Genomic DNA, 18,578 nt, shown 5'->3' with positions numbered 1-18,578 from the left:
ATCCAGGCTCTCCTACCCGGTGCGTCGGCAACGACGTAGGGGCTGCGGACCGGCCGGGCATGCGGCACCGGGAGCGGGCTTGGGCGCTGGCCGAGCGCTGGTGATGTCCACTGCGGTTGCTCCGCACTGGACAGTTCCGGCTGACTGCGTGTTAATCTGCGAGAGCCAAGAAGAAGGCCGTGTATTCCCGGCCGAGGCCAGCCAGGGGGACCAGCATGGGTGATTCGAACGATCCGCAGTCACCTGCACCTTTTCTGCCGAACTCGCCGATCACGACGTTCCAGAGCGGGATTCCGGGCGTGATGAGTGCGCAGGACATCCAGAAGGTTCAGGATGCGCAGCGGAAGGTCGCTGAATCCGCGGCGCAGGCCAAGGCGCAGAACAGTCAACTGAGCAGTCTCGGGGCGGGGACCGATCCGGATTACGCGAAGACCGATGAGCACTTCGCGAAGATGAGCCATGAAGAGATCTATGCCGCGGTGCACGGTAAGGCGGATGGCTCGGGCGGTATGGATGTAGCTGGTTTGCAGCAGTTGCGGAAGAACTGGTTCGATGCCGCGAGCGATCTGGAGAACCTTTCGACGTTCAATCTGCTGGGGATGAACAACATCTTCAATCACGGGTTGTGGGACGGTGTCAGCGGCACTGCGGCGCATGCGGCTTCGGAGCGAGTTGCCAACGCCGCCAATCAGATCGGGCAGGTGTTCGCGGCGGTGAGCCAACGACTGGACTCGATGGCGTGGGCGGCGGAGGCGATCAAACTCGCCGTGCAGCCCCCACCAGCCGGTGCGGCGAACGTGACGGTGAATCCGGATGATCCGAATCAGTCGATCTTGCCGGGCCTGATCAATCCGGCCTATGCCGACAAGCTCGAGACGCAGCGCAAGGCCGCGCGGGATGCGGCTGTGCACGCCATGGAGATGCTGTATACGCCCAGCTATCCGCCTGCCGGAAGTGGGATCGCATCCTATGTCGATGTGCCGAAGGTGACCCACATCGGTTCCGACACAACAACTTCCGCACCTTCGAATACCACTTCGGCACCGAACAACGCCAACTCTCAGCACGGCACGGAACCTGCTGCGGCCAAGCCTGATTCGCAGCAGCAGGACCAGCAGCCCTCTTCCGATCCCACCAACTCGCATTCGACGGGAACGACGCCGGCCGGGTTGAACTCGGCGACGACACCGCAGAGCACCAGCCAATCGCCGACGTCCACGACGACCGCCGGATATTCGCCGAGCACACAGGCGCCAGGCAGCGCGAACGCGGCCGCATCGGACGGATTCTTCAGTCCCGGTGGCGGTTCGAAGTCATCGACGGGTGGCGGCGCGGGGAAGTCGCTGCCAGGCGTACCCGGCAACGCGACGGCCGCCGGAGCCGCACGCGCCGCCTCGGCCGCCGCTGCGGGAGTCAATGCGGCCCGGATGCCAACCGGATCGATGGCACCGCACGCGGGCAAATCAGATAAGCAGGACGAGAAGGAACATTTCAGTCCTGATTATTTGCGGCGGGTAGCACCGGACTGGACAGCGGGGTTGGAGACTCCGGCTGCGGTTATCGGTCCAGATTCCGTTGCCGCACAGGAAGATTCCGCTGCGGAGACATCTCAGGCGTCAGCAGCGGCCCCGCGACGGCAGGCCCCGGCATTCACCGAAGTAGCCAGCGCCGCGCCCACCAGTGATAGTCCGCCGCCCCGAACACCGGATACCCCAACGGAATCCACCACGGCAGAGCCTCCCCAGCCCGCCAAGATCGATCCCGCGCTGAGCAGTCTCTTCTCCGAATATGGTTGGGGCACAGACTCTTCCAAAAAGACCACCGATACCGACTCGAATTCGACGGACCGGGAGAAGCCCGCAGAGGCGAACACCGCCGACAAGACGCCGGAAACCGGTCGGTGAGCACACAGACTCGTTGGCAATTCACTCCCGACGAATTCGCCTACGTGTGGGATGCCGAGACCGGCTCCGACGACACTCCGTATCCGATCAGCGTCGCCCAAACTCCAACCACGAGTACGGAATACGCGAGACTCCGCGCGGAGATCAGCACTCGCTACCCGCGTCACGGCGACCCTGACCTCACCGGACCACTTCGCGCACTGGCCAACCCCGAAGTGCGGATCGTCGTCTGGGGAAAGTTCCACCAGTCGAATCTGCGGATTCGCACACTGGCGGCAGCCGTCGGCAACCACGGCATCGTGCTATGTCAAAAGCCCACGGAATCAGCAGATTTCGGTGGTGATGTCATTCTCATCGTCACCCAGCGCGCACAGCTCGGACGCAACGTCGCCGCCACTCTGCCGCCTGCCGAAGCTGGCAAGGTCAAACAGCTGATCGGCTACACCCCACGTGTCCGAGGTGAGCTGCCGCCCAGCACATGGCTGCCGGACAACCGTGGACGCAAACCGGTCGAGGAACGAATCCGGGCGCTATTGCGAGCCCCTCGCACGGCAGAGGGCTTCCTGCGCATCGAACGCCGCATCTCCCGGGAACCGCAATACGTCAGCTGGTTCGATGTCGATCCCGAACGCCGCGCCGCCGGTCGCTACCTCGTCTCCGTCGAGAACGACGAAGCCACCATCGCCCCGGCATCGTTCGAAGTGATCGCCCAACACATTCACCGTAATGTCATGCCATAGCGGTGACTCCGAGTTGTCCATTCCGACGCCATTCCCGTGCGGCACTCCGATACCTCGAGCGCAACAGGATCACGGGCCGATCCGGTCACAGCAATATTGAGACGCGCTCAGTGAACGACGCAGACAGAACCTGACGCGATCAACGAAAGCCAGTGCAACACTCAGGCGCGGTCGACCGAGCGACGCAAACAGACTGCGGCTCGATCCGCGAAACCAGTGCAACAGTCAGGCACGATCCACCGAACGACGCGGGACAGACCATGGCACGATCCGCGAAAGCCACTGCAACAGTCAGGCGCGGTCGACCGAGCGACGTAGGCGGACCGTGGCACGATCCGCGAGAGTTGCTGCGGCGGTGAAGATTTCGTCGGGGTTGCAGCGGTCGATGGCGACGGCGTCGGCTACTACCTCGTCCAGGGCTATCTGGCCGATGCCGGATTCGGCGAGGTCCAGGATGGTGCGTAGGGGGGTGGTTACCAGGAAGGCGCCTGCGGATTCGACGTCGGTGCGGCGGAGGGCGCGGCGGAGTACGACGAGGCCGGGTGAGCTGGGGAGGCGGCCGCCGCTGGCGGACATGTGGACGAAGCGGGGGCGGAGGCGGCCGATGCCGTGTAACTCGGCGGCGCTGTGGTGGGAGACCGCGGCCGCGCCGTCGAACCAGGCCGACCATTTCGCGTAGTCGTCCAGCGGGCCGGCGGGCCAATCGCCCAGGCGCATCAGACCGACGCCGACCCGGACGACGCGGCCGTCGTCCACCGCGGGGCGGATCAGCTCCTCGCAACCGGCCCGGACCACCGTGCGGGTGGTGAAGTATCCGGCGTAGCGGCCCGCGAGCCGCTGCAAGACCGACCACGCCTGCTCCGGATCGCGTAATCGCCCGGCCACACCCGTCTGCCGACGCGCGCGCGGCCCGGCCTGATTACGCGGATTACGGCCGCCGGGCCCCCCGCTGGCGGCACCGGCTTCCCTGGACATGTGATCCAGGCTACGCCCGGAGCTTGTGCGGTATGTCACATTCGGGCGCGACTCGCAATCGTGGCTTCATCGGTTCCACAGAACGGGCTCAGAAATTTCGGGAAGAATCGCAGACATGAGCCTTCCAGACACCGCGACCGCCGCGCCGCGCCGCGGCCGGAACGTGCGCCGAATCGTGCTGATCGTCGGAATCGTGATCGTGCTGGCCATCGTCGGCACCGCGGTCGGCCTCGAAACCTATGCCCGCAAACACTTCTCGCAATGTATCGCGACCCAGCTGGAAAAGAGCCTGGGCAGCAAGGTTTCGGTGAGCTTCGGCGCGAAACCGTTGCTGCTCACCTACTTCGACCACAAGGTCGGCTCGGTCACCGTGACCAGTGACGACGCCAAATTCGGCCCGGCCGTCGGCATGAAGGTGCGCGCCACGCTCAACGACATCGGCATGAGCGGCAACAACGCCACCGTCGCCAGCTCCAGCGCCGACGCCACCTGGAGCGACGACGGCATCACCCAGACACTCCAGGGCCTGGTCTCGGGCGTGACCTCGGATCCGAGCGCGGGCACCCTGGATGTGAAGGTGCTCGGCGGCCTGGCGGATCTGCAACTGACCCCGCACATCGTGAACGACCAGATCCAGGTCGACACGAACAAGGCCACCCTGCTCGGCGTGATCGGCATCCCCAACGACCTGGTCGACAACATCGTGAAGTCGATGACGCAGAGCCTGAAGAACTACCCGCTCGACATGCACCCGAGCCAGGTCACCGTCACCGACACCGGTATCGAGGTGAAGCTCACCGGCGGCGCGAGCACGTTGCAGGGCAACGACTCTCAGACCCAGGTCAGCTGCTGAGTATCGGGCCTACCCCGGAAACCCTTGCAGCACAGCGCGAGACGCGGACATACCGAGCCTGGTCGCCCCCGCGGCGATCAGCTCGGCCGCGAACTCGGCGGTGCGGATACCGCCGCTGGCCTTGATCCCCAGCCGCCCGCCGACCGTGTCGGCCATGATCCGCACCGCGCGCACCTCGGCACCCCCGGCGGGATGAAATCCGGTGGAGGTCTTCACGAAATTCGCACCGGCGTTCTCGGCGACGCGGCACACCTCGGCGATGGTGGCATCGGGGAGCGCCGCGGATTCGATGATCACCTTCAGTACCGTGTCGTCGCCGACGGCCTCGCGCACGGTGATGATGTCGGCGAGCACCGCGTTGTAATCCGCCGCCAGCGCCGCCCCGACATCGATGACCATGTCGACCTCGGCCGCGCCCTGCTCCACCGCGAGCCGCGCCTCACTGCCCTTGATCAGCGAATGATGTTTGCCCGACGGGAACCCCGCGACCGTGGCGACGACCAGCCCGGGCGCCCGGACCGGCAGCATCGACGGCGACAGGCACACCGCGTAGACGCCCAGCTCCCGCGCCTCGTCGATGGTCGCGGCGACATCGGCCGCGGTGGCGCCCGGCGCGAGCAGGGTGTGGTCGATCATCGCCGCCACCTCCCCGCGGGTGCGCGCGCGAACTCCGGTCTGCGACGAGATATCGGCCATGAACACAGAGTCTGGCACACCCCACCGACACGTTTCGCGCGCGCGGTTTCACGGGCGCGGGGACATGTATCTCGTTGCGCCGGAGCCGGTTCGTCCCGCACACTCGTGATGCCGGTCGTGCGGGCATCATTCACGGATGCGGCCGGGCTCGGTCGAAGGGGAGGAGACGGTCACCGTGCTGATCCGTCGTGAACGGGACGGCGACATATCCGCGATCGATGCCGTGCATCGAGCCGCGTTCGCCCGCGCCGAGGACGCCGCCGAACCTGCAGAGGTCGCCGCCACGCCCGCCGAAGTCGCCGCCACACCCGGCCAGGCCGCCGCCGCGCACGCCCAAGTCGCCACCACACCCGGCCAGGCCACCGCCACACCCGCCCAAGTCGCCACCGCACCCGCCGAGAACCCCACCGCACCCGCCGAGAACCCCGCCACACCAGCCGAAGTCGCCACCGCACCCCGCCAGAACGCCACCGCACCCGGCCAGGTCGCCGCCGCACACGCCCAAGTCGCCACCACACCCGGCCAGAACGCCGCCGCACACGCCCAAGTCGCCACCACACCCGGCCAGAACGCCGCCGCACACGCCCAAGTCGCCACCACACCCGGTCAGGAAGCCGCCGAACCCGCCGAGGTCGCTCTGGTCCATCAGCTGCGCGCCGATGCCGCCTGGATGCCGACATTGTCGCTGGTCGCCGAGGTCCTGGGCCGCGTCGTCGGACACGTCTGCCTCACCCGCGCCGGTGTCGGCCCGTATCCGGTGCTCGCTCTGGGCCCGATCGGCGTGCTGCCCGAACATCAGCGCGCCGGCGTCGGCTCGGCCCTGATGCACGCCGCCCTCGGCGCGGCCGACGCCCTGGACGAACCCCTGGTCGCCCTGCTCGGCAGCCTGGAGTACTACCCGCGCTTCGGTTTTCAGCCCGGCCCCCGCCTCGGCATCTTCCCGGACAACCCCGCCTGGACCTCCCACTTCCAGGTCCGCCCCCTCACCACCTACGAGCCCGGCCTCACCGGCGAATTCCGCTACGCGGACCCGTTCTACGCACTCTGAAGCAGCAGCACCTTCGTCACCTGCGAGGATGAGGGCATGAACGTGCGTCCGAGTAAGCCACCCGAGCGATGGGCACAGATCTACCGCAACCGACCGGCAGCCCTCGAACGGGTACTCACCGAGGCCGATCGTTCGGGCAACGCGAATTCCTCGGCACGGAAACTGTTGACACCGAACACAGTTGACGATGTCGAGCGCACCGACGCCCCGCGCGAAACAGCACCGGAGAGGTATCCGGCAGCCACCGGCCGCGACTCCGTACGCAGCCAGGCAGCGCGCCCCATGCTCATGACGGCCGATGTGCGGAACTCCTCCGAGTACGACCGGTCGAGCGCGCATTTCGGAGCCGAACATCCGCGCGGGTCATCGTCGTCCGCTGTTGCGTGCGCCCCCGGAACCAGGCTGGTCGCGGCGTGAGCGCGGGTGAGGATCGGCGGTTCGTGCTGACGCTCGGATGCCCGGACCGGCCGGGGATCATCGCGCGGATCACCTCGTTCATCGCGGGATTCGGCGGATCGATCATGGAGGCCGGGTATCACTCGGATATCGACTCCGGGTGGTTCTTCACGCGGCAGGCGATCACGGCCTCGACGGTGCCGTTCGGGCTGGACGAATTGCGGGCACGGTTCGGACAGGTCGCGGCGGAGTTCGGGGCGGACACCGAATGGCAGCTGCTCGATTCGGGGGTGCGGCGGCGGGCGGTGCTGCTGGTCAGCCGGGATGCGCACTGCCTGCACGATCTGCTCGGCCGAGCCGCCAGCGGGGAACTGCCCGCGACCATCGAGGCGGTGATCGGCAACCATCCCGATCTCGCCGAGGTGACCCGCGCGCACGGCATCGAATTCCACCACGTGCCGTTCCCGAAGGACCCGGCCGAGCGCGGACCGGCCTTCGCCCGGATGCGCGAACTGGTCGACGCACACGATCCGCACGCCGTGGTGCTGGCCCGATTCATGCAGGTCATGCCCGCTGATCTGTGCGAGCACTGGGCGGGCCGGGCGATCAACATCCACCACAGCTTCCTGCCCTCGTTCGTCGGCGCGCGCCCCTACCATCAGGCGTTCGCGCGCGGCGTCAAACTGATCGGCGCGACCTGCCACTACGTCACCGCGGAACTCGACGCGGGCCCGATCATCGAACAGGACGTCATCCGGATCGATCACGGTGACGAGGTCCGCGACATGGTCCGTCAGGGCCGCGACATCGAACGCGTCGTCCTGGCACGCGGCTTGCGCTGGCACCTCGAGGGGCGCGTGCTCGTACACGGACATCGCACAGTCGTCTTCAACTGAGCAAACCGAGCCGCAACGGTTCCGCTCCGCACCCAACCGCTGAATACACTGCCCCCCAATACAATTCGTGTCAGAACGGCATACTCCGCAACTACTCGAGCCCGGGTCCGCTCCGCGCCCGAATCCGCTGAATACGGTGCCCCTCAATATAATTCGTGTCAGAACAGGCAAACTCTGCAACTACCCCCGAGCCGAGGTCCTCTCCGCGCCCAAATCCGCTGAATACGGTGCTCCCCAACATAATTCGTGTCAGAACAGGCAAACTCTGCAACTACCCCGAGCCCGAGGCGGAGATCCACACGGCCGACAACGCACGGGTCGACACCCTGACCGAACAGATACCGGCCGCATCCACCATCAACGGATCGCCGCCCATCCTCAGGGCCAAGACCGGGCGCCCTTGACCGGCCTTGGCGGGTGGAGACTCACGTCCCCACCGGCTTTTCCTGCGGGGCCGTCGAAAGTCGACGGCGGGTCTAGCTGGCGACCGCCGTGCTGCGGCGGGCGACATGGGTCATGCGGCGGAGTTCGGCGTTGAATTCCGCGGGGGCCTCCAGGTTGATCAGGTGGCCGGTGGGGAGGGTGAGGAGGCGATCGAGGCTGCCCGTCTCGGACAGCAGGTCGGCGATTTCGACCGAGTGCACGGTGGGGAGGAGTTTGTCGTGTTCACCGGCGACGACGCTGGTGGGGACGGTGATGTTGGACGCTGCGGCACCCAGGTCGAGGGTGGCCAGGTCGCGTGCCACCGCGCCGCGGACGGTGGGGCGGCAGGACCGGGTGATGGAGAGGGCGAAATCGGCCACCTCCGGATCGCAGTCGGGGGTCATGATGCGCGATTGCAGCAGTTTGCGGGTGAGGGCGATGCCCGGAATCGGCACCGGGGCACCGAAAATTGTCTGCGCGATCCAGACCGGAGTCGGGAGATGCTCGCCGATGATCGGGATGATGGTGGCGCGGCCGGGAATCTGCCGGGCGGCGGTGGTGGCCAGCAGCACCGCCGAGGCGCGCTGAGCGACCTGCTCCGGATAACGCTGCGCCCACGCCTGGATCGTCATCCCGCCCATGCTGTGCCCGACGAGCACGGCCCGCTGGCCGGGACGCAACACCGCGTCCAACACCGCGGACAGATCCTCGGCGAGTTGCTCGGCGCCGAATGCCCTTGTGCCCCACTCGCTCTCACCGTGCCCGCGCTGATCGTAGGCGACCACGCGGAACTCGTCGGCGAAGGCGTTGATCTGCGGATTCCAGTACTCGAGGCAGCAGGACCAACCGTGGATCAGCACGATCACATCGCCCTGTTCGGGACCGTAGGCGTGCACCCGCAGCCGGGCGCCGTCCGCGGTGACCACGGGAACGACCTCGGGCGAGGGGTGCGGATCCAGCGAGGCTGTCCGGTACTTGCGCGAACGCAGACGTCCGCGATGGGCCTCGACCAGCGCATCGGCACCGGAACGCAGTCCGGTCACCGTCTGGGGCAGCTTCGCCAGCATGAGCACTCCTTTGTGTCCTCTCGCACACTACCGCGCTAACCGTAGTGCTTGCTAGTGCAAGCAGTGATCGAATTCTCCGAGCCTCACCGTCGAGTCCCGCGATCACCACGCGCAGTTCGCAATGAACGGATACCCATTCCGCCGCAACATGATTCATATCGATTTCGCACCGTCACGGTGGCACTGCCACCCGGGCGAAACGATCGAGTTCCGGCGTCCAACCCCTTTCTGCCCTACATATCGCCGCCGATCCGGCAAGCGCTACCGGTACCACCGATAACGAATTGCACACGAACCGATCACCGGACCAACTTCCCCGCTCAGGGGGTCGACGGTTCGCTCACGCGGTCGCCTCCCGAGCCGGGAACGCACCGCCGACCACCCGGCCGAGCTCGGCATTGAACGCCTCGAAAGCCTCGACATTGCCCAGATGCCCGGTCGGCAACACCTCGAGCCGATCCAGCGACCCGGTTTCGGCGAGCATCCCCGCGATCCGCTCGGCATGCACCAGCGGGGTCAGATCATCGGCGCTACCGGCGATGACCGTGGTCGGCACGGTCAACGCGGTCGCCGCGCGCCCCAGCGCCAGATCCGCGAGCAACGCCCCGAACAGCGACCGCACCCGCACCGGACAGGACCGCACGATCGACAACGCGAATTCGGCGACGTCACCGGTCGAGGCCAGGCTCATCACCTGCCGCCGGAAGATCCACCGCACCGGCGCGATCGGCGGGAACGCCAGCGGCGCGCTCAACAGGAATTTCCCGACCGGCAGCAGCAGCGGCAACGGCAGCCCGCGCAACGGCGGCACCACACTCGTCTCGGCGATCAGATCCCCCGCGGCGGTATTGGTCAGCACAACCGCGGCCGCGCGCGCACCGACCTGTTCGGGATACCGTCCGGCCCACGCCTGGATGGTCATCCCGCCGAGGCTGTGCCCGACAAGCACGGCCCGCTGTCCGGGCCGCAACACCGCGCTCAACACCGTGGACAGATCCTCGGCGAGCAGATCGGTGGTCAGCGGGCTGCGGCCCAGTTCGCTCCCGCCGTGCCCGCGCAGATCGTAGGCGATCACCCGGTACTCGTCGGCGAACGCGTTGATCTGCGGATTCCAGTACTCGATACAGCAGGTCCAGCCGTGCACGAGCACGATGACATCGCCGCTGTCGGGCCCGTAGGCATGCACCCGCAGCGCGGTCCCGTCCGGCGCGGTGACCGGGACGACCGCGCACGGAACGCTGGGCGGATCGAAGACGTGATCGGCATAGGTCCGGGTGCGCAGGCCGCCGCGATGGGTGCGCAGCAGGCCGCGGACGAGATCCGCCAGACCCGCGATCGGAGAAGGCAACGTTGCCCGCATCGGAACACTCCCTTGTGTGTTACTTACCGATACAGTAACTCCACCAAGGGGGTGCTAGCTAGTGCAAGCACCGAAAAATTTCCGAATCAGGCGCTCTACCAGCGCGGACCGCGCTGCACCTCGTCCACCTTGGGCCGCACGTCGGCCAGATAGACACCGGTGGCCACCAGACCCGCGATGAGCCCGAACATCCCCAGACTGAACCAGCCGAGCAACTGCAACCCGATCACGGCCGTGGCGACGGCCAGAATCGAGACCCAGATCGGCTTGGTGAGCTTGTCGACCGCCGTGAACGCGTCACGACGCTGACGGATGGCGTGGACCAACGCGAACAGGCAGGCACCCAGTGCGGCGATCTCGATCACCAACATGGTCATGCCGATCAGGGAGTACACCCCACCAATGATAGGAGAAACGCCCCCGCGCAGTCGGATCGTGCGCGGGGGCGTACTCGGGGAACAGCCGGAACGATTACTTCTCGGCGGCGGCGGTGGCCTTCTTGACCGGCGCCTTCTTGGCCGGAGCCTTCTTCGCGGGAGCCTTCTTGGCGGTCTCCTCGACGGGAGACTCGGCGGCCTCCGGCGCGACGGCGGGCTCGTGCGTCACCTGGACGACCTCGGCGTCGACGACCGGCTCGGCCTCGGCCTCCTCGGTGCTGCCCAGCAGGCCGCGGGCCTGGTCGGACACCTTGCCGATGACATCCTCGGCGCGGGTCACGACGTCGGTGTACAGGCCCTCGACCTTCTCGATACGTCCCTCGAAGGCCGGGTTGGCGCGCAGCCGGTCCACGGTCTCCTCGCCGCGCGAGGCCAGATCCTGGTACAGATCCACCAGCTGGCGGTAGTACTGGTCGGCGACCTTGCGCAGCTCCTCGGGGCTGAGGCGCTCACGCAGCTCGGCCAGATCCTCGGGCAGCTCGGTGGGCAGGTTGGTCACCCGCTGACGCAGCGTCTCGAACTGCTCCTGCGCGTCGGCGGGGAGGTTCGCGATGCGCTCGCGGGCCTCGTCCACGCGGCCGGTGACATCGACGGTGGCGGCGCGCTCGCGCACCTTGCCGACCAGGTCGTTGACGGCGGTGTAGAGGGCATCCCCTGCACCGACGGTCGCGTAGAGCGGTGTGGTCACGGTCAGTGTTGCTTCGGTCATGTTTCGTTCTCCTGGCGTGGCGGAACGTCGGTGGTAGTGCTCGGAACGGCGTTGTCCCTGGTCCCCCCGGGAACGCCCCCCTCGGATTCCGTTGCGTCCCCTGCGAATTCGCTCCCCGCGTTCTCACGGCGGAACGATTCGTAGATATCCAGCAGCACCTGCTTCTGCCGCTCGGTGATCACCGAATCGGCCAGCAGGGCATCCCGGACCGGGCTGTGCGGCCTCTGCTCGAGGTAGCCGGCCCGGATGTACAAGACCTCCGAGGACACCCGCAGACCCTTGGCGATCTGCGCGAGTACCTCGGCGGACGGGTTCCGCAGTCCGCGCTCGATCTGACTGAGATACGGATTGCTGACCCCCGCCAGTTGAGCGAGTTGTCGCAGCGAAACCTGCGCGGCCTCGCGCTGCGACCGGATGAAGCTCCCGATGTCGTGGGCCGCGCTGGCTACGCGGGCCACCTTCTCGCCGAGATCCGCGGACGTCTCCGTGGACTGTGCGGCGTTCTGCTCCGGACCCTCGGGACCCTGTGCCATCACTCAACCTTCCGGCGGTTGTGTCGTCGATTCTAGGACAGGGTGCTAACTCTTGCAAGCACTCTTGTTAGCACTCGATCATGACCACGGTCGGAGCTATCCCGACCAGCCGGGGAACAGTAGATGCGAGACGGCGTAAATCACCAATCCCGCCAGCGATCCGACCACCGTTCCGTTGATCCGGATGAACTGCAGATCGCGGCCGGCCTGCAATTCGATCTTGCGGCTCGCCTCCTCGGCGTCCCACCGCGCCACCGTATCGCTGATCAGCGTCGCGATCTCGGAACCGTAGTTCGACACCAGATAACGCACCCCGCGCTCGAGCCAGCCGTCCACCTTCTCGCGCATCCCCTGCTCGCCCGCCAGCCGCTGCCCGAGCTGCTGCACGTTCTCGGTGACCTTGCGCCGCAACGTGCTGTTCGGATCGTCGGCGGACTCCAGGATCAGCCGCTTCGCCGCGCGCCACGTCGCCTGGGCCATGCCGGTGATCTCCTCGCGGCCCATGATCTCGGCCTTGATCCGCTCGGCCTTGGCGATCATCGCCTCGTCGTGTTGCAGATCGTCGGCGAACTGCTCGAGGAAGCGGTTGGCCGCCAGCCGCACCTCGTGATCGGGCTGCGAACGGATCTTCCAGGTGAACTCGACCAGCTCCCGGTAGACCCGCTCGGCCAGCATATCGTTCACGAATTTCGGTGCCCACGAAGGTGATTCGGTCGCCACGATCCGATCCAGGGTCTCCTGGCTGCCCAGCGCCCACTGGTGCGCGCGCTCGGCGAGCAGATCCAGCAGCGGGGCCTGGCGGTTCTCGGCGAGCAGTTCGGCCAGCACCCGGCCGATCGGCGGACCCCACTGCGGATCGGCGATGCGTTTGACGATGGTCTGGTCGATGATCTGCTCGACGTCCTCGTCGCGCAGCCCGTCGATGGCCGCGCGCAGGATCGTCGCGGATTCCTCGGACACCCGCGCGGCGTGCGCCGGATCGGCCATCCAGCGCCCCACCCGCAGCGAGATCTGCGCCGAATTCACCTTCTCCACCACGGTTTCCGGGGACAGGAAGTTGGTCCGCACGAAATTGCCGAGGCTCTCGCCGAGCTGATCCTTCTTCTTGCGGATGATCGCGGTGTGCGGGATGGGCAGGCCGAGCGGATGGCGGAACAGCGCGGTCACCGCGAACCAGTCCGCGAGCGCGCCGACCATGCCCGCCTCCGAGGCCGCGCGCACATAGCCGACCCAGTTGCCGCCCGCGCCGCGCGAACCGATCCAGCAGCACAGCAGATAGACGACCGTCGCCCCGGCCAGGAACGCCGTGGCGACGATCTTCATCCGCCGCAGATCGCGACGTTTGCCGGAGTCGTCCATCAGCTCCGCGAACGAGCCGGGCGCATCCCGGTGGTCGGGCCCGGATGTGGTATTTCCCACTCCCCGAATCGCTCGGGAGGGGCCGCCGGAACCGTTCGGAACGGTGTTCGGGGACGGTGCGAGCGAGGTGCCGGTGACGCCCGTCCGCACCGGATCGGGGCCCGTGGACACTGCATCGGCCCCGCGTGAGGCACTGCCGGGAGATTGCTCCATATTTCCATTCTGGTCCGCTCATCCGACTCGCACGGTTCGGGCCGCACTCCGGTACCTGTCCGAAGTGGCCTCCGCGAACCTGGAACACGGCAGATCGGAAGGACCTAAGCTGGAGTGGCCCCGTACCCGACACGAGGAGTCACCCTGTCCACCGAAGCCGCCCTCAACTCCAGCCCGGCGCGTACGGTCCGGGTGGATGGCCGCAAGCGGCGCTGGCACCAGCACAAGATCGACCGCCGCGAGGAATTGGTCGACGGCACCCTGGCAGCGATTCGCAAACGGGGTGGCGATGTCGGCATGGACGAGATCGCGAGCGAGATCGGTGTCTCGAAAACCGTTCTGTACCGGTACTTCTCGGACAAGAACGATCTGACCCGCGCCACCATGGAGCGGTTCATCGAGACCACCCTGATGCCGCGCATCTACGACGCGATCAGCGACGACCTCGAGGAATACCAGCTGGTCCGCAACACCCTCGCCGCCTACGTGCACACCGTGGACGCCGATACCGACGTGTACCGGTTCATCCTGGGTTACGGCTCCTCCACCGACAAGTCCACGCTCGCGGACTTCGAGAAACTCTTCGCCGACATCGTCGCGGCGGTCCTACGCGACAAGGCATTCGGGCGCGACATCGACACCGAAGGCGTCGAGCTGTACGCGTACGTCCTGGTCGGCGGCGTCCAGCTGGCGACGGACTGGTGGATCGGCAATCGCGGCATGTCCGCGGACACCATGCTCGATCACATGACCATGATGGCCTGGAGCGCGATCGAGGGGATGGTCCGCGCCGGCGGCTCCCCCGCCCGCTTCAATTCCGCCCCGCACAGCCTGCCCGAACCCGGCGACGCTTGACCCGTCACCCGACATCGGTGAATCTGATGTCGGGTGACGGCGCGGAGCAACCCGCCGAGGCATACGGGGAACCCCTGGAGCATCGGCGGCACCGCACGCGGCCCCGGCGGGCGAACTCGCCGCGTCCCGTTCGCACCGGCGAAGATCCACGGTGCCCGGCGACCACGGTTCCGGCCGCCGACTCGACGCACGACAACCGAACACCGCCTCGACGTGACTCCCCAGCGCATCACAGCCCGCAGCAGCTCTGAAGGACAGGCCGACACATATGGCTAAATCACCCGGTAAACCCGAGGATCAGGCGGAGACCACAGCCCCTGCGCAGGAGGTCGATCCCCCTGCGGCCAAGGCTCCCAAAGCCCGCAAACGCGCCAAGGAGATCCCGACCTCCAGAATCGCCCGGGGTACCAAACTGGGTGTCGCCGTCGCGGGAAATGTGTTGCGCGCGCAGAAGACTCGTCGTTCCATGCGCGGGCGCTCGGAAGAGGTGCGCGCCCGCATGGCCGAGGAGTCCACGATCCGCGCGACCGAGCAGATGGTCATCGTGCTGGGCACCATGAAGGGTGTCGCGATGAAACTCGGGCAGATCCTGTCGGTGCTGGACATGGACGTCGTGCCGACCGAACACCGGGAACGTTTCCAGCATCGTCTCGCGGTGCTGCGCGACAGCGCGCCCGAGGTGTCCTTCGAGACCATGCGCGAACTCATCGAAACCGATTTCGGCCGCCCGCTGACCGAACTGTTCGCCGAATTCGATCCCGAACCGATCGCGGCGGCCTCGATCGGCCAGGTGTATCGCGCGAAACTGCACGACGGGCGCGATGTCGCGGTGAAGGTGCAGTACCCGGGCATCGACGCCGCGGTCCGCGCGGATCTGAAGAATCTGGCCATGTTCCGGCGCATCCTGGCCGCGGCCATGCCGTGGGTGACCCCGGCCGTGCTGGACGAGTTGCGCCTGCACCTGGAGAGCGAGCTCGACTACACCACCGAGGCCCTCACCCAGCGGCAGATCGCCGAGCTCTACGCCGATCATCCGTTCATCGCGGTCCCGGCCAGCATGCCGGAACTGTCCAGCACCCACGTGCTGGTGACGGAGTTCTTCCCGGGCCGGGGTTTCACCGAGATCCGGGAACTGCCTGCGGCCGAACGCAATCGGATCGGCGAGATCATCTACCGCTTCTACGTGGGCTCGCTCTACACCTTCAACGAGTTCTGCGGCGACCCGCATCCGGGCAACATCCTGCTCGGCGAGGACGGCCGGGTGGCGTTCCTGGACTTCGGGCTCTACAACCGGATGCGCCCGGCCGACGTGGAGTTCGAGCTGGAGTGCATCCGGGCCGCGGCCGAGGACCGCGCGGAGGATCTGCGTACGCTGATGATCGAGCACGGCATCATCGATTCGCCGGAGGAGGTGACGGCCGAGGAATGTCTGGAGTACTGCCTGTCCGCGATCGAGTGGGCGCTGCTGGACGAGGATCTGACCATCACCCCCGAACTGGCCAGCGGTGCGGCCGTGCTGGCGATCGACCCGCGCGCCACCGAGCACGCCGGGATGAAACAGCAGACCCTGCCCCCGGAGCATCTGTTCTCCCGGCGCGCGGATTTCATGACATTCGGGGTGCTGGGCCAGTTGCGGGCCACGAACAACTGGCATCGCATCGCGCGGGAATGGGTCTACGGCGACGCCCCGGTCACCGAATTGGGCAAGGCGCATCAGGCCTGGCTCGCCCAGCGGGCCGAGGCAACGCCGGGCGCGAAGACAGCGGCGTCTGCCACCGCGAAATCCGCGCCGACCACAGAAACGACCACGCCCAAGTCCGGCAAACGACGCGGCAAGGCGTGATCCCCAGCATCGAACGGGAGATCCCATGACCTCGCAGAGCAGCGAATCACCGGACGACTCCGCGCCTTCGGAGAGCAGCATGTCATCGCAGGACGCCGCGTCCCCGGCGAACAGCACATCGGGCGCGAGCAGCGCCGCACAGCAGGACACCACGTCCCCGGCGGTCAGTCCAGCATCGACAAGCACCGAGTCCTCGGAGAACGCCGAGTCACCCGCGAGCATCGCGCGGAACACGGCGCGAGAATTCGACTTGGTGCTGTACGGCGCAACGGGTTTCGTCGGCACGCTGACCGCGCGGTACGTGCTCGGGGCGGCGCCGGCGGGCGCGCGCATCGCGCTGGCCGGGCGTTCGGCGGAGAAGTTGGCCGCGGTACGTGCCGAACTCGGGCCCGAGGCCGCGAATTGGCAACTGCTGGTTGCGGATTCGTCCGATCAGAATGCGCTGGACGAGTTGGCCGCGCGCACCAAGGTCGTGGTCACCACTGTCGGCCCGTACCTGCGCTACGGCATGGGCATGGTCCGCGCGTGCGCCGCGGCGGGCACGCACTACGCCGATCTGACCGGTGAGCCGCTGTTCATTCGCGACTGCATCGACCAATTCCACGACACCGCAGCGGAATCCGGCGCGAAAATCGTGAATTCCTGTGGCTACGACTCGATTCCGTCGGATCTGAGTGTGTACCGGCTGTACCGGCGCACCGTCGAGGACAACACCGGCGAACTCACCGACACCACCCTGGTCGCCTGGTTGAAGGGCGGCGCGAGCGGCGGCACCATCGATTCCGGGCGCGCGATGATGGAGGACGTCGCGGCGAACCCGTCGCGCGGATCGGTTCTGGCACACCCGTATTCGCTGAGTCCGGACAAGTCGATGGATCCGGATGTGGGGCGGCAGACCGATCAGGCGTGGCAGCGCGCCTCGGCGATCGATCCGAGCCTGCGGGGCTGGGTCGCGACGTTCGTCATGGCCAGCCACAACACCAAGATCGTGCGGCGCACCAACGGCCTGCTGGGCTGGGTGTACGGCAAGAACTTCCGGTATCGCGAGGTGATGAGCGCGGGCAGCTCACCGCTGTCCCCGCTGGTGGCGGCCGGTATCTCCGGCGGCATGGTGGCGATGATGACGGCCGGTGCGCTGCTGTCGCGCGTCCCGCTGGGGCGGCGGCTGCTGGATCGCCTGCTGCCCGCGCCGGGCACCGGGCCGGACGAGCAGACCCGCAACAGCGGCTGGTTCACCATGAAGACGTTCGCGAACACCACCTCCGGCACGAAGTACGTGTGTACCTTTGCCGGACAAGGGGATCCGGGTTATCAGGCGACCGCGGTGATGCTGGGTCAGGCCGGTCTGTGCCTGGCGTTCGACGAACTGCCCGAGATCGCGGGCGTGCTGACGCCCGGTTCGGCGATGGGCGATCCGCTCACCGAGCGGCTGCGGGCCGCGGGCATCACGATCGACGTCACCACCGCCTGACGCACAGTTTCCGAGTTCCGAAAGAGTCCCCCGATGAACCTGGCCCGACGCACCATGAACCATCCGGCCTTCGCGATGATCTACGAGCGGGCCTGGCGTCCGGCCGGATTCTTCATCGCCACCGGGCGGACCATGCAGGCCGACCGCGTCGACGCCGCCCGCACACTGCATCTGGACCGCGCCCACTCGGTACTCGACATCGCTTGCGGCCCAGGCAATTTCACGCACTACCTGAGTGAGCAGCTGGCCCCGGGAGGTCAGGCGGTCGGCATCGACTTCTCGGTGCCGATGCTGCGCCGCGCTCGCGCCGACAACGCCGGACCGCACGTCGGCTACGTGCGCGGCGACGCCCGCCGGCTCCCGTTCCCGGACGGCAGTTTCGACGCGGTCTGCTGTTTCGGCGCGCTGTATCTGATCCCCGATCCGCTGACCGCCGCGCAGGAGATGATCCGGGTGCTCGCGCCGGGCGGCCGCATCGCGATCAGCACCAGCCACCGCGACGAGAACTGGTTCGGCCGCGCCGGCACGGTGATCGGCGGCATCAGCGGACTGCGGTTGTTCGACCTGGATCTGTTCCCCGCACTGTTCGCCCAGGCCGGGCTGGTGGAGGTGGAACAGCGGGTGCACGGCCTGCTGCAATATCTCAGCGCGACACGTCCGGAGTGAAAGATATTCCGCGGCAGCGGGATTGGACATGTCATAGATCACATCCGCGAGCTGTTCGCGGTACGATTACCCTCCGGTAGTGTCGCGGTGGACCCGCCTGAGCTCCGCGGAGGCAGCCATCATTCACATCGGAC

At 67.1% G+C, this 18,578-nt stretch carries 17 protein-coding genes and 1 pseudogene; 10 read left to right on the top strand and 8 right to left on the bottom strand.

Annotation, left to right across the window (positions count from 1 at the left end; genetic code table 11):
• Positions 1–215 precede the first annotated feature (215 nt).
• On the top strand, positions 216–1,904 hold the full coding sequence (locus tag NRB20_RS06115) for a hypothetical protein (RefSeq protein WP_153408266.1): 1,689 nt from the start codon (positions 216–218) through the stop codon (positions 1,902–1,904).
• Positions 1,901–2,644, top strand: a complete 744-nt coding sequence (locus tag NRB20_RS06110; protein WP_194289742.1) for an ESX secretion-associated protein EspG — start codon at positions 1,901–1,903, stop codon at positions 2,642–2,644. The genes NRB20_RS06115 and NRB20_RS06110 overlap by 4 nt, the downstream gene beginning before the upstream one ends.
• Before the next feature lie 291 nt (positions 2,645–2,935).
• Here NRB20_RS06110 and NRB20_RS06105 read toward each other — a convergent pair whose 3' ends face one another.
• Positions 2,936–3,619, bottom strand: a complete 684-nt coding sequence (locus tag NRB20_RS06105) for a hypothetical protein (RefSeq protein WP_227833230.1) — start codon at positions 3,617–3,619, stop codon at positions 2,936–2,938.
• A gap of 115 nt (positions 3,620–3,734) precedes the next feature.
• Between NRB20_RS06105 and NRB20_RS06100 the strand changes: the two genes are divergently transcribed.
• Positions 3,735–4,472, top strand: a complete 738-nt coding sequence (locus tag NRB20_RS06100) for an LmeA family phospholipid-binding protein (protein WP_153408262.1) — start codon at positions 3,735–3,737, stop codon at positions 4,470–4,472.
• Between the two features lie 9 nt (positions 4,473–4,481).
• Here the strand turns inward: NRB20_RS06100 and deoC are convergent, their stop codons facing one another.
• Positions 4,482–5,168 (bottom strand): deoxyribose-phosphate aldolase, encoded by a 687-nt coding sequence (deoC, locus tag NRB20_RS06095; protein WP_153408260.1) that lies wholly within the window; start codon positions 5,166–5,168, stop codon positions 4,482–4,484.
• 622 nt (positions 5,169–5,790) lie between these two features.
• On the opposite strand from deoC, the pseudogene NRB20_RS06090 reads away from it, so the two are divergent.
• From NRB20_RS06090 to purU, 3 genes and pseudogenes are all read left to right on the top strand, one after another.
• Positions 5,791–6,216: pseudogene (locus NRB20_RS06090) on the top strand (GNAT family N-acetyltransferase); the annotation flags it as partial.
• A gap of 36 nt (positions 6,217–6,252) precedes the next feature.
• On the top strand, positions 6,253–6,633 hold the full coding sequence (locus NRB20_RS06085; RefSeq protein WP_153408258.1) for a hypothetical protein: 381 nt from the start codon (positions 6,253–6,255) through the stop codon (positions 6,631–6,633).
• Entirely contained in the window at positions 6,630–7,508 is an 879-nt protein-coding gene (purU, locus tag NRB20_RS06080; RefSeq protein WP_319944531.1) for a formyltetrahydrofolate deformylase, read from the top strand. The genes NRB20_RS06085 and purU overlap by 4 nt, the downstream gene beginning before the upstream one ends.
• A gap of 476 nt (positions 7,509–7,984) precedes the next feature.
• On the opposite strand, the gene NRB20_RS06075 is transcribed toward purU, so the two are convergent.
• The 6 genes from NRB20_RS06075 to NRB20_RS06050 all read right to left on the bottom strand — a co-directional run bounded on the left by NRB20_RS06075 (position 7,985) and on the right by NRB20_RS06050 (position 13,396).
• Positions 7,985–8,998 (bottom strand): alpha/beta fold hydrolase, encoded by a 1,014-nt coding sequence (locus NRB20_RS06075; RefSeq protein WP_153408256.1) that lies wholly within the window; start codon positions 8,996–8,998, stop codon positions 7,985–7,987.
• A gap of 340 nt (positions 8,999–9,338) precedes the next feature.
• A complete protein-coding gene (locus NRB20_RS06070; protein ID WP_153408254.1) occupies positions 9,339–10,358 on the bottom strand; it encodes an alpha/beta fold hydrolase in 1,020 nt (339 codons plus the stop codon).
• A 95-nt stretch (positions 10,359–10,453) separates the two neighbouring features.
• Positions 10,454–10,735: a DUF2516 family protein gene (locus NRB20_RS06065; protein WP_153408752.1), complete on the bottom strand. Its 282-nt coding sequence runs from the start codon at positions 10,733–10,735 to the stop codon at positions 10,454–10,456.
• A 94-nt stretch (positions 10,736–10,829) separates the two neighbouring features.
• Positions 10,830–11,504, bottom strand: coding sequence for a heparin-binding hemagglutinin (locus NRB20_RS06060; RefSeq protein ID WP_153408253.1), 675 nt, complete (start codon positions 11,502–11,504; stop codon positions 10,830–10,832).
• Positions 11,501–12,037: a helix-turn-helix domain-containing protein gene (locus NRB20_RS06055; RefSeq protein ID WP_153408251.1), complete on the bottom strand. Its 537-nt coding sequence runs from the start codon at positions 12,035–12,037 to the stop codon at positions 11,501–11,503. The genes NRB20_RS06060 and NRB20_RS06055 overlap by 4 nt, the downstream gene beginning before the upstream one ends.
• A gap of 96 nt (positions 12,038–12,133) precedes the next feature.
• Positions 12,134–13,396, bottom strand: coding sequence for a DUF445 domain-containing protein (locus tag NRB20_RS06050; protein WP_153408750.1), 1,263 nt, complete (start codon positions 13,394–13,396; stop codon positions 12,134–12,136).
• A 357-nt stretch (positions 13,397–13,753) separates the two neighbouring features.
• On the opposite strand from NRB20_RS06050, the gene NRB20_RS06045 reads away from it, so the two are divergent.
• The 4 genes from NRB20_RS06045 (at position 13,754) to NRB20_RS06030 (ending at position 18,444) form a co-directional block, all read left to right on the top strand.
• The gene (locus NRB20_RS06045) at positions 13,754–14,464 is read left to right on the top strand and encodes a TetR/AcrR family transcriptional regulator (protein WP_153408748.1); all 711 of its coding nucleotides are present in this window, start codon (positions 13,754–13,756) and stop codon (positions 14,462–14,464) included.
• Between the two features lie 268 nt (positions 14,465–14,732).
• Positions 14,733–16,307 carry an ABC1 kinase family protein gene (locus NRB20_RS06040; protein ID WP_153408249.1) on the top strand — a complete coding sequence of 525 codons (1,575 nt, stop codon included), beginning with the start codon at positions 14,733–14,735 and terminating at the stop codon, positions 16,305–16,307.
• A gap of 25 nt (positions 16,308–16,332) precedes the next feature.
• Complete coding sequence (locus NRB20_RS06035; protein ID WP_227833229.1) at positions 16,333–17,778, top strand: saccharopine dehydrogenase family protein; 1,446 nt, start codon at positions 16,333–16,335, stop codon at positions 17,776–17,778.
• A 33-nt stretch (positions 17,779–17,811) separates the two neighbouring features.
• Positions 17,812–18,444, top strand: coding sequence for a class I SAM-dependent methyltransferase (locus NRB20_RS06030; RefSeq protein ID WP_153408247.1), 633 nt, complete (start codon positions 17,812–17,814; stop codon positions 18,442–18,444).
• Positions 18,445–18,578: the final 134 nt, after the last annotated feature.

The sequence above is a fragment of the Nocardia macrotermitis genome (assembly GCF_009604405.1).
Lineage (GTDB): Bacteria > Actinomycetota > Actinomycetes > Mycobacteriales > Mycobacteriaceae > Nocardia > Nocardia macrotermitis.
The sequence above is the reverse complement of the archived record's forward strand: the minus strand, read 5'-3'. Positions and strand labels throughout refer to the sequence as shown.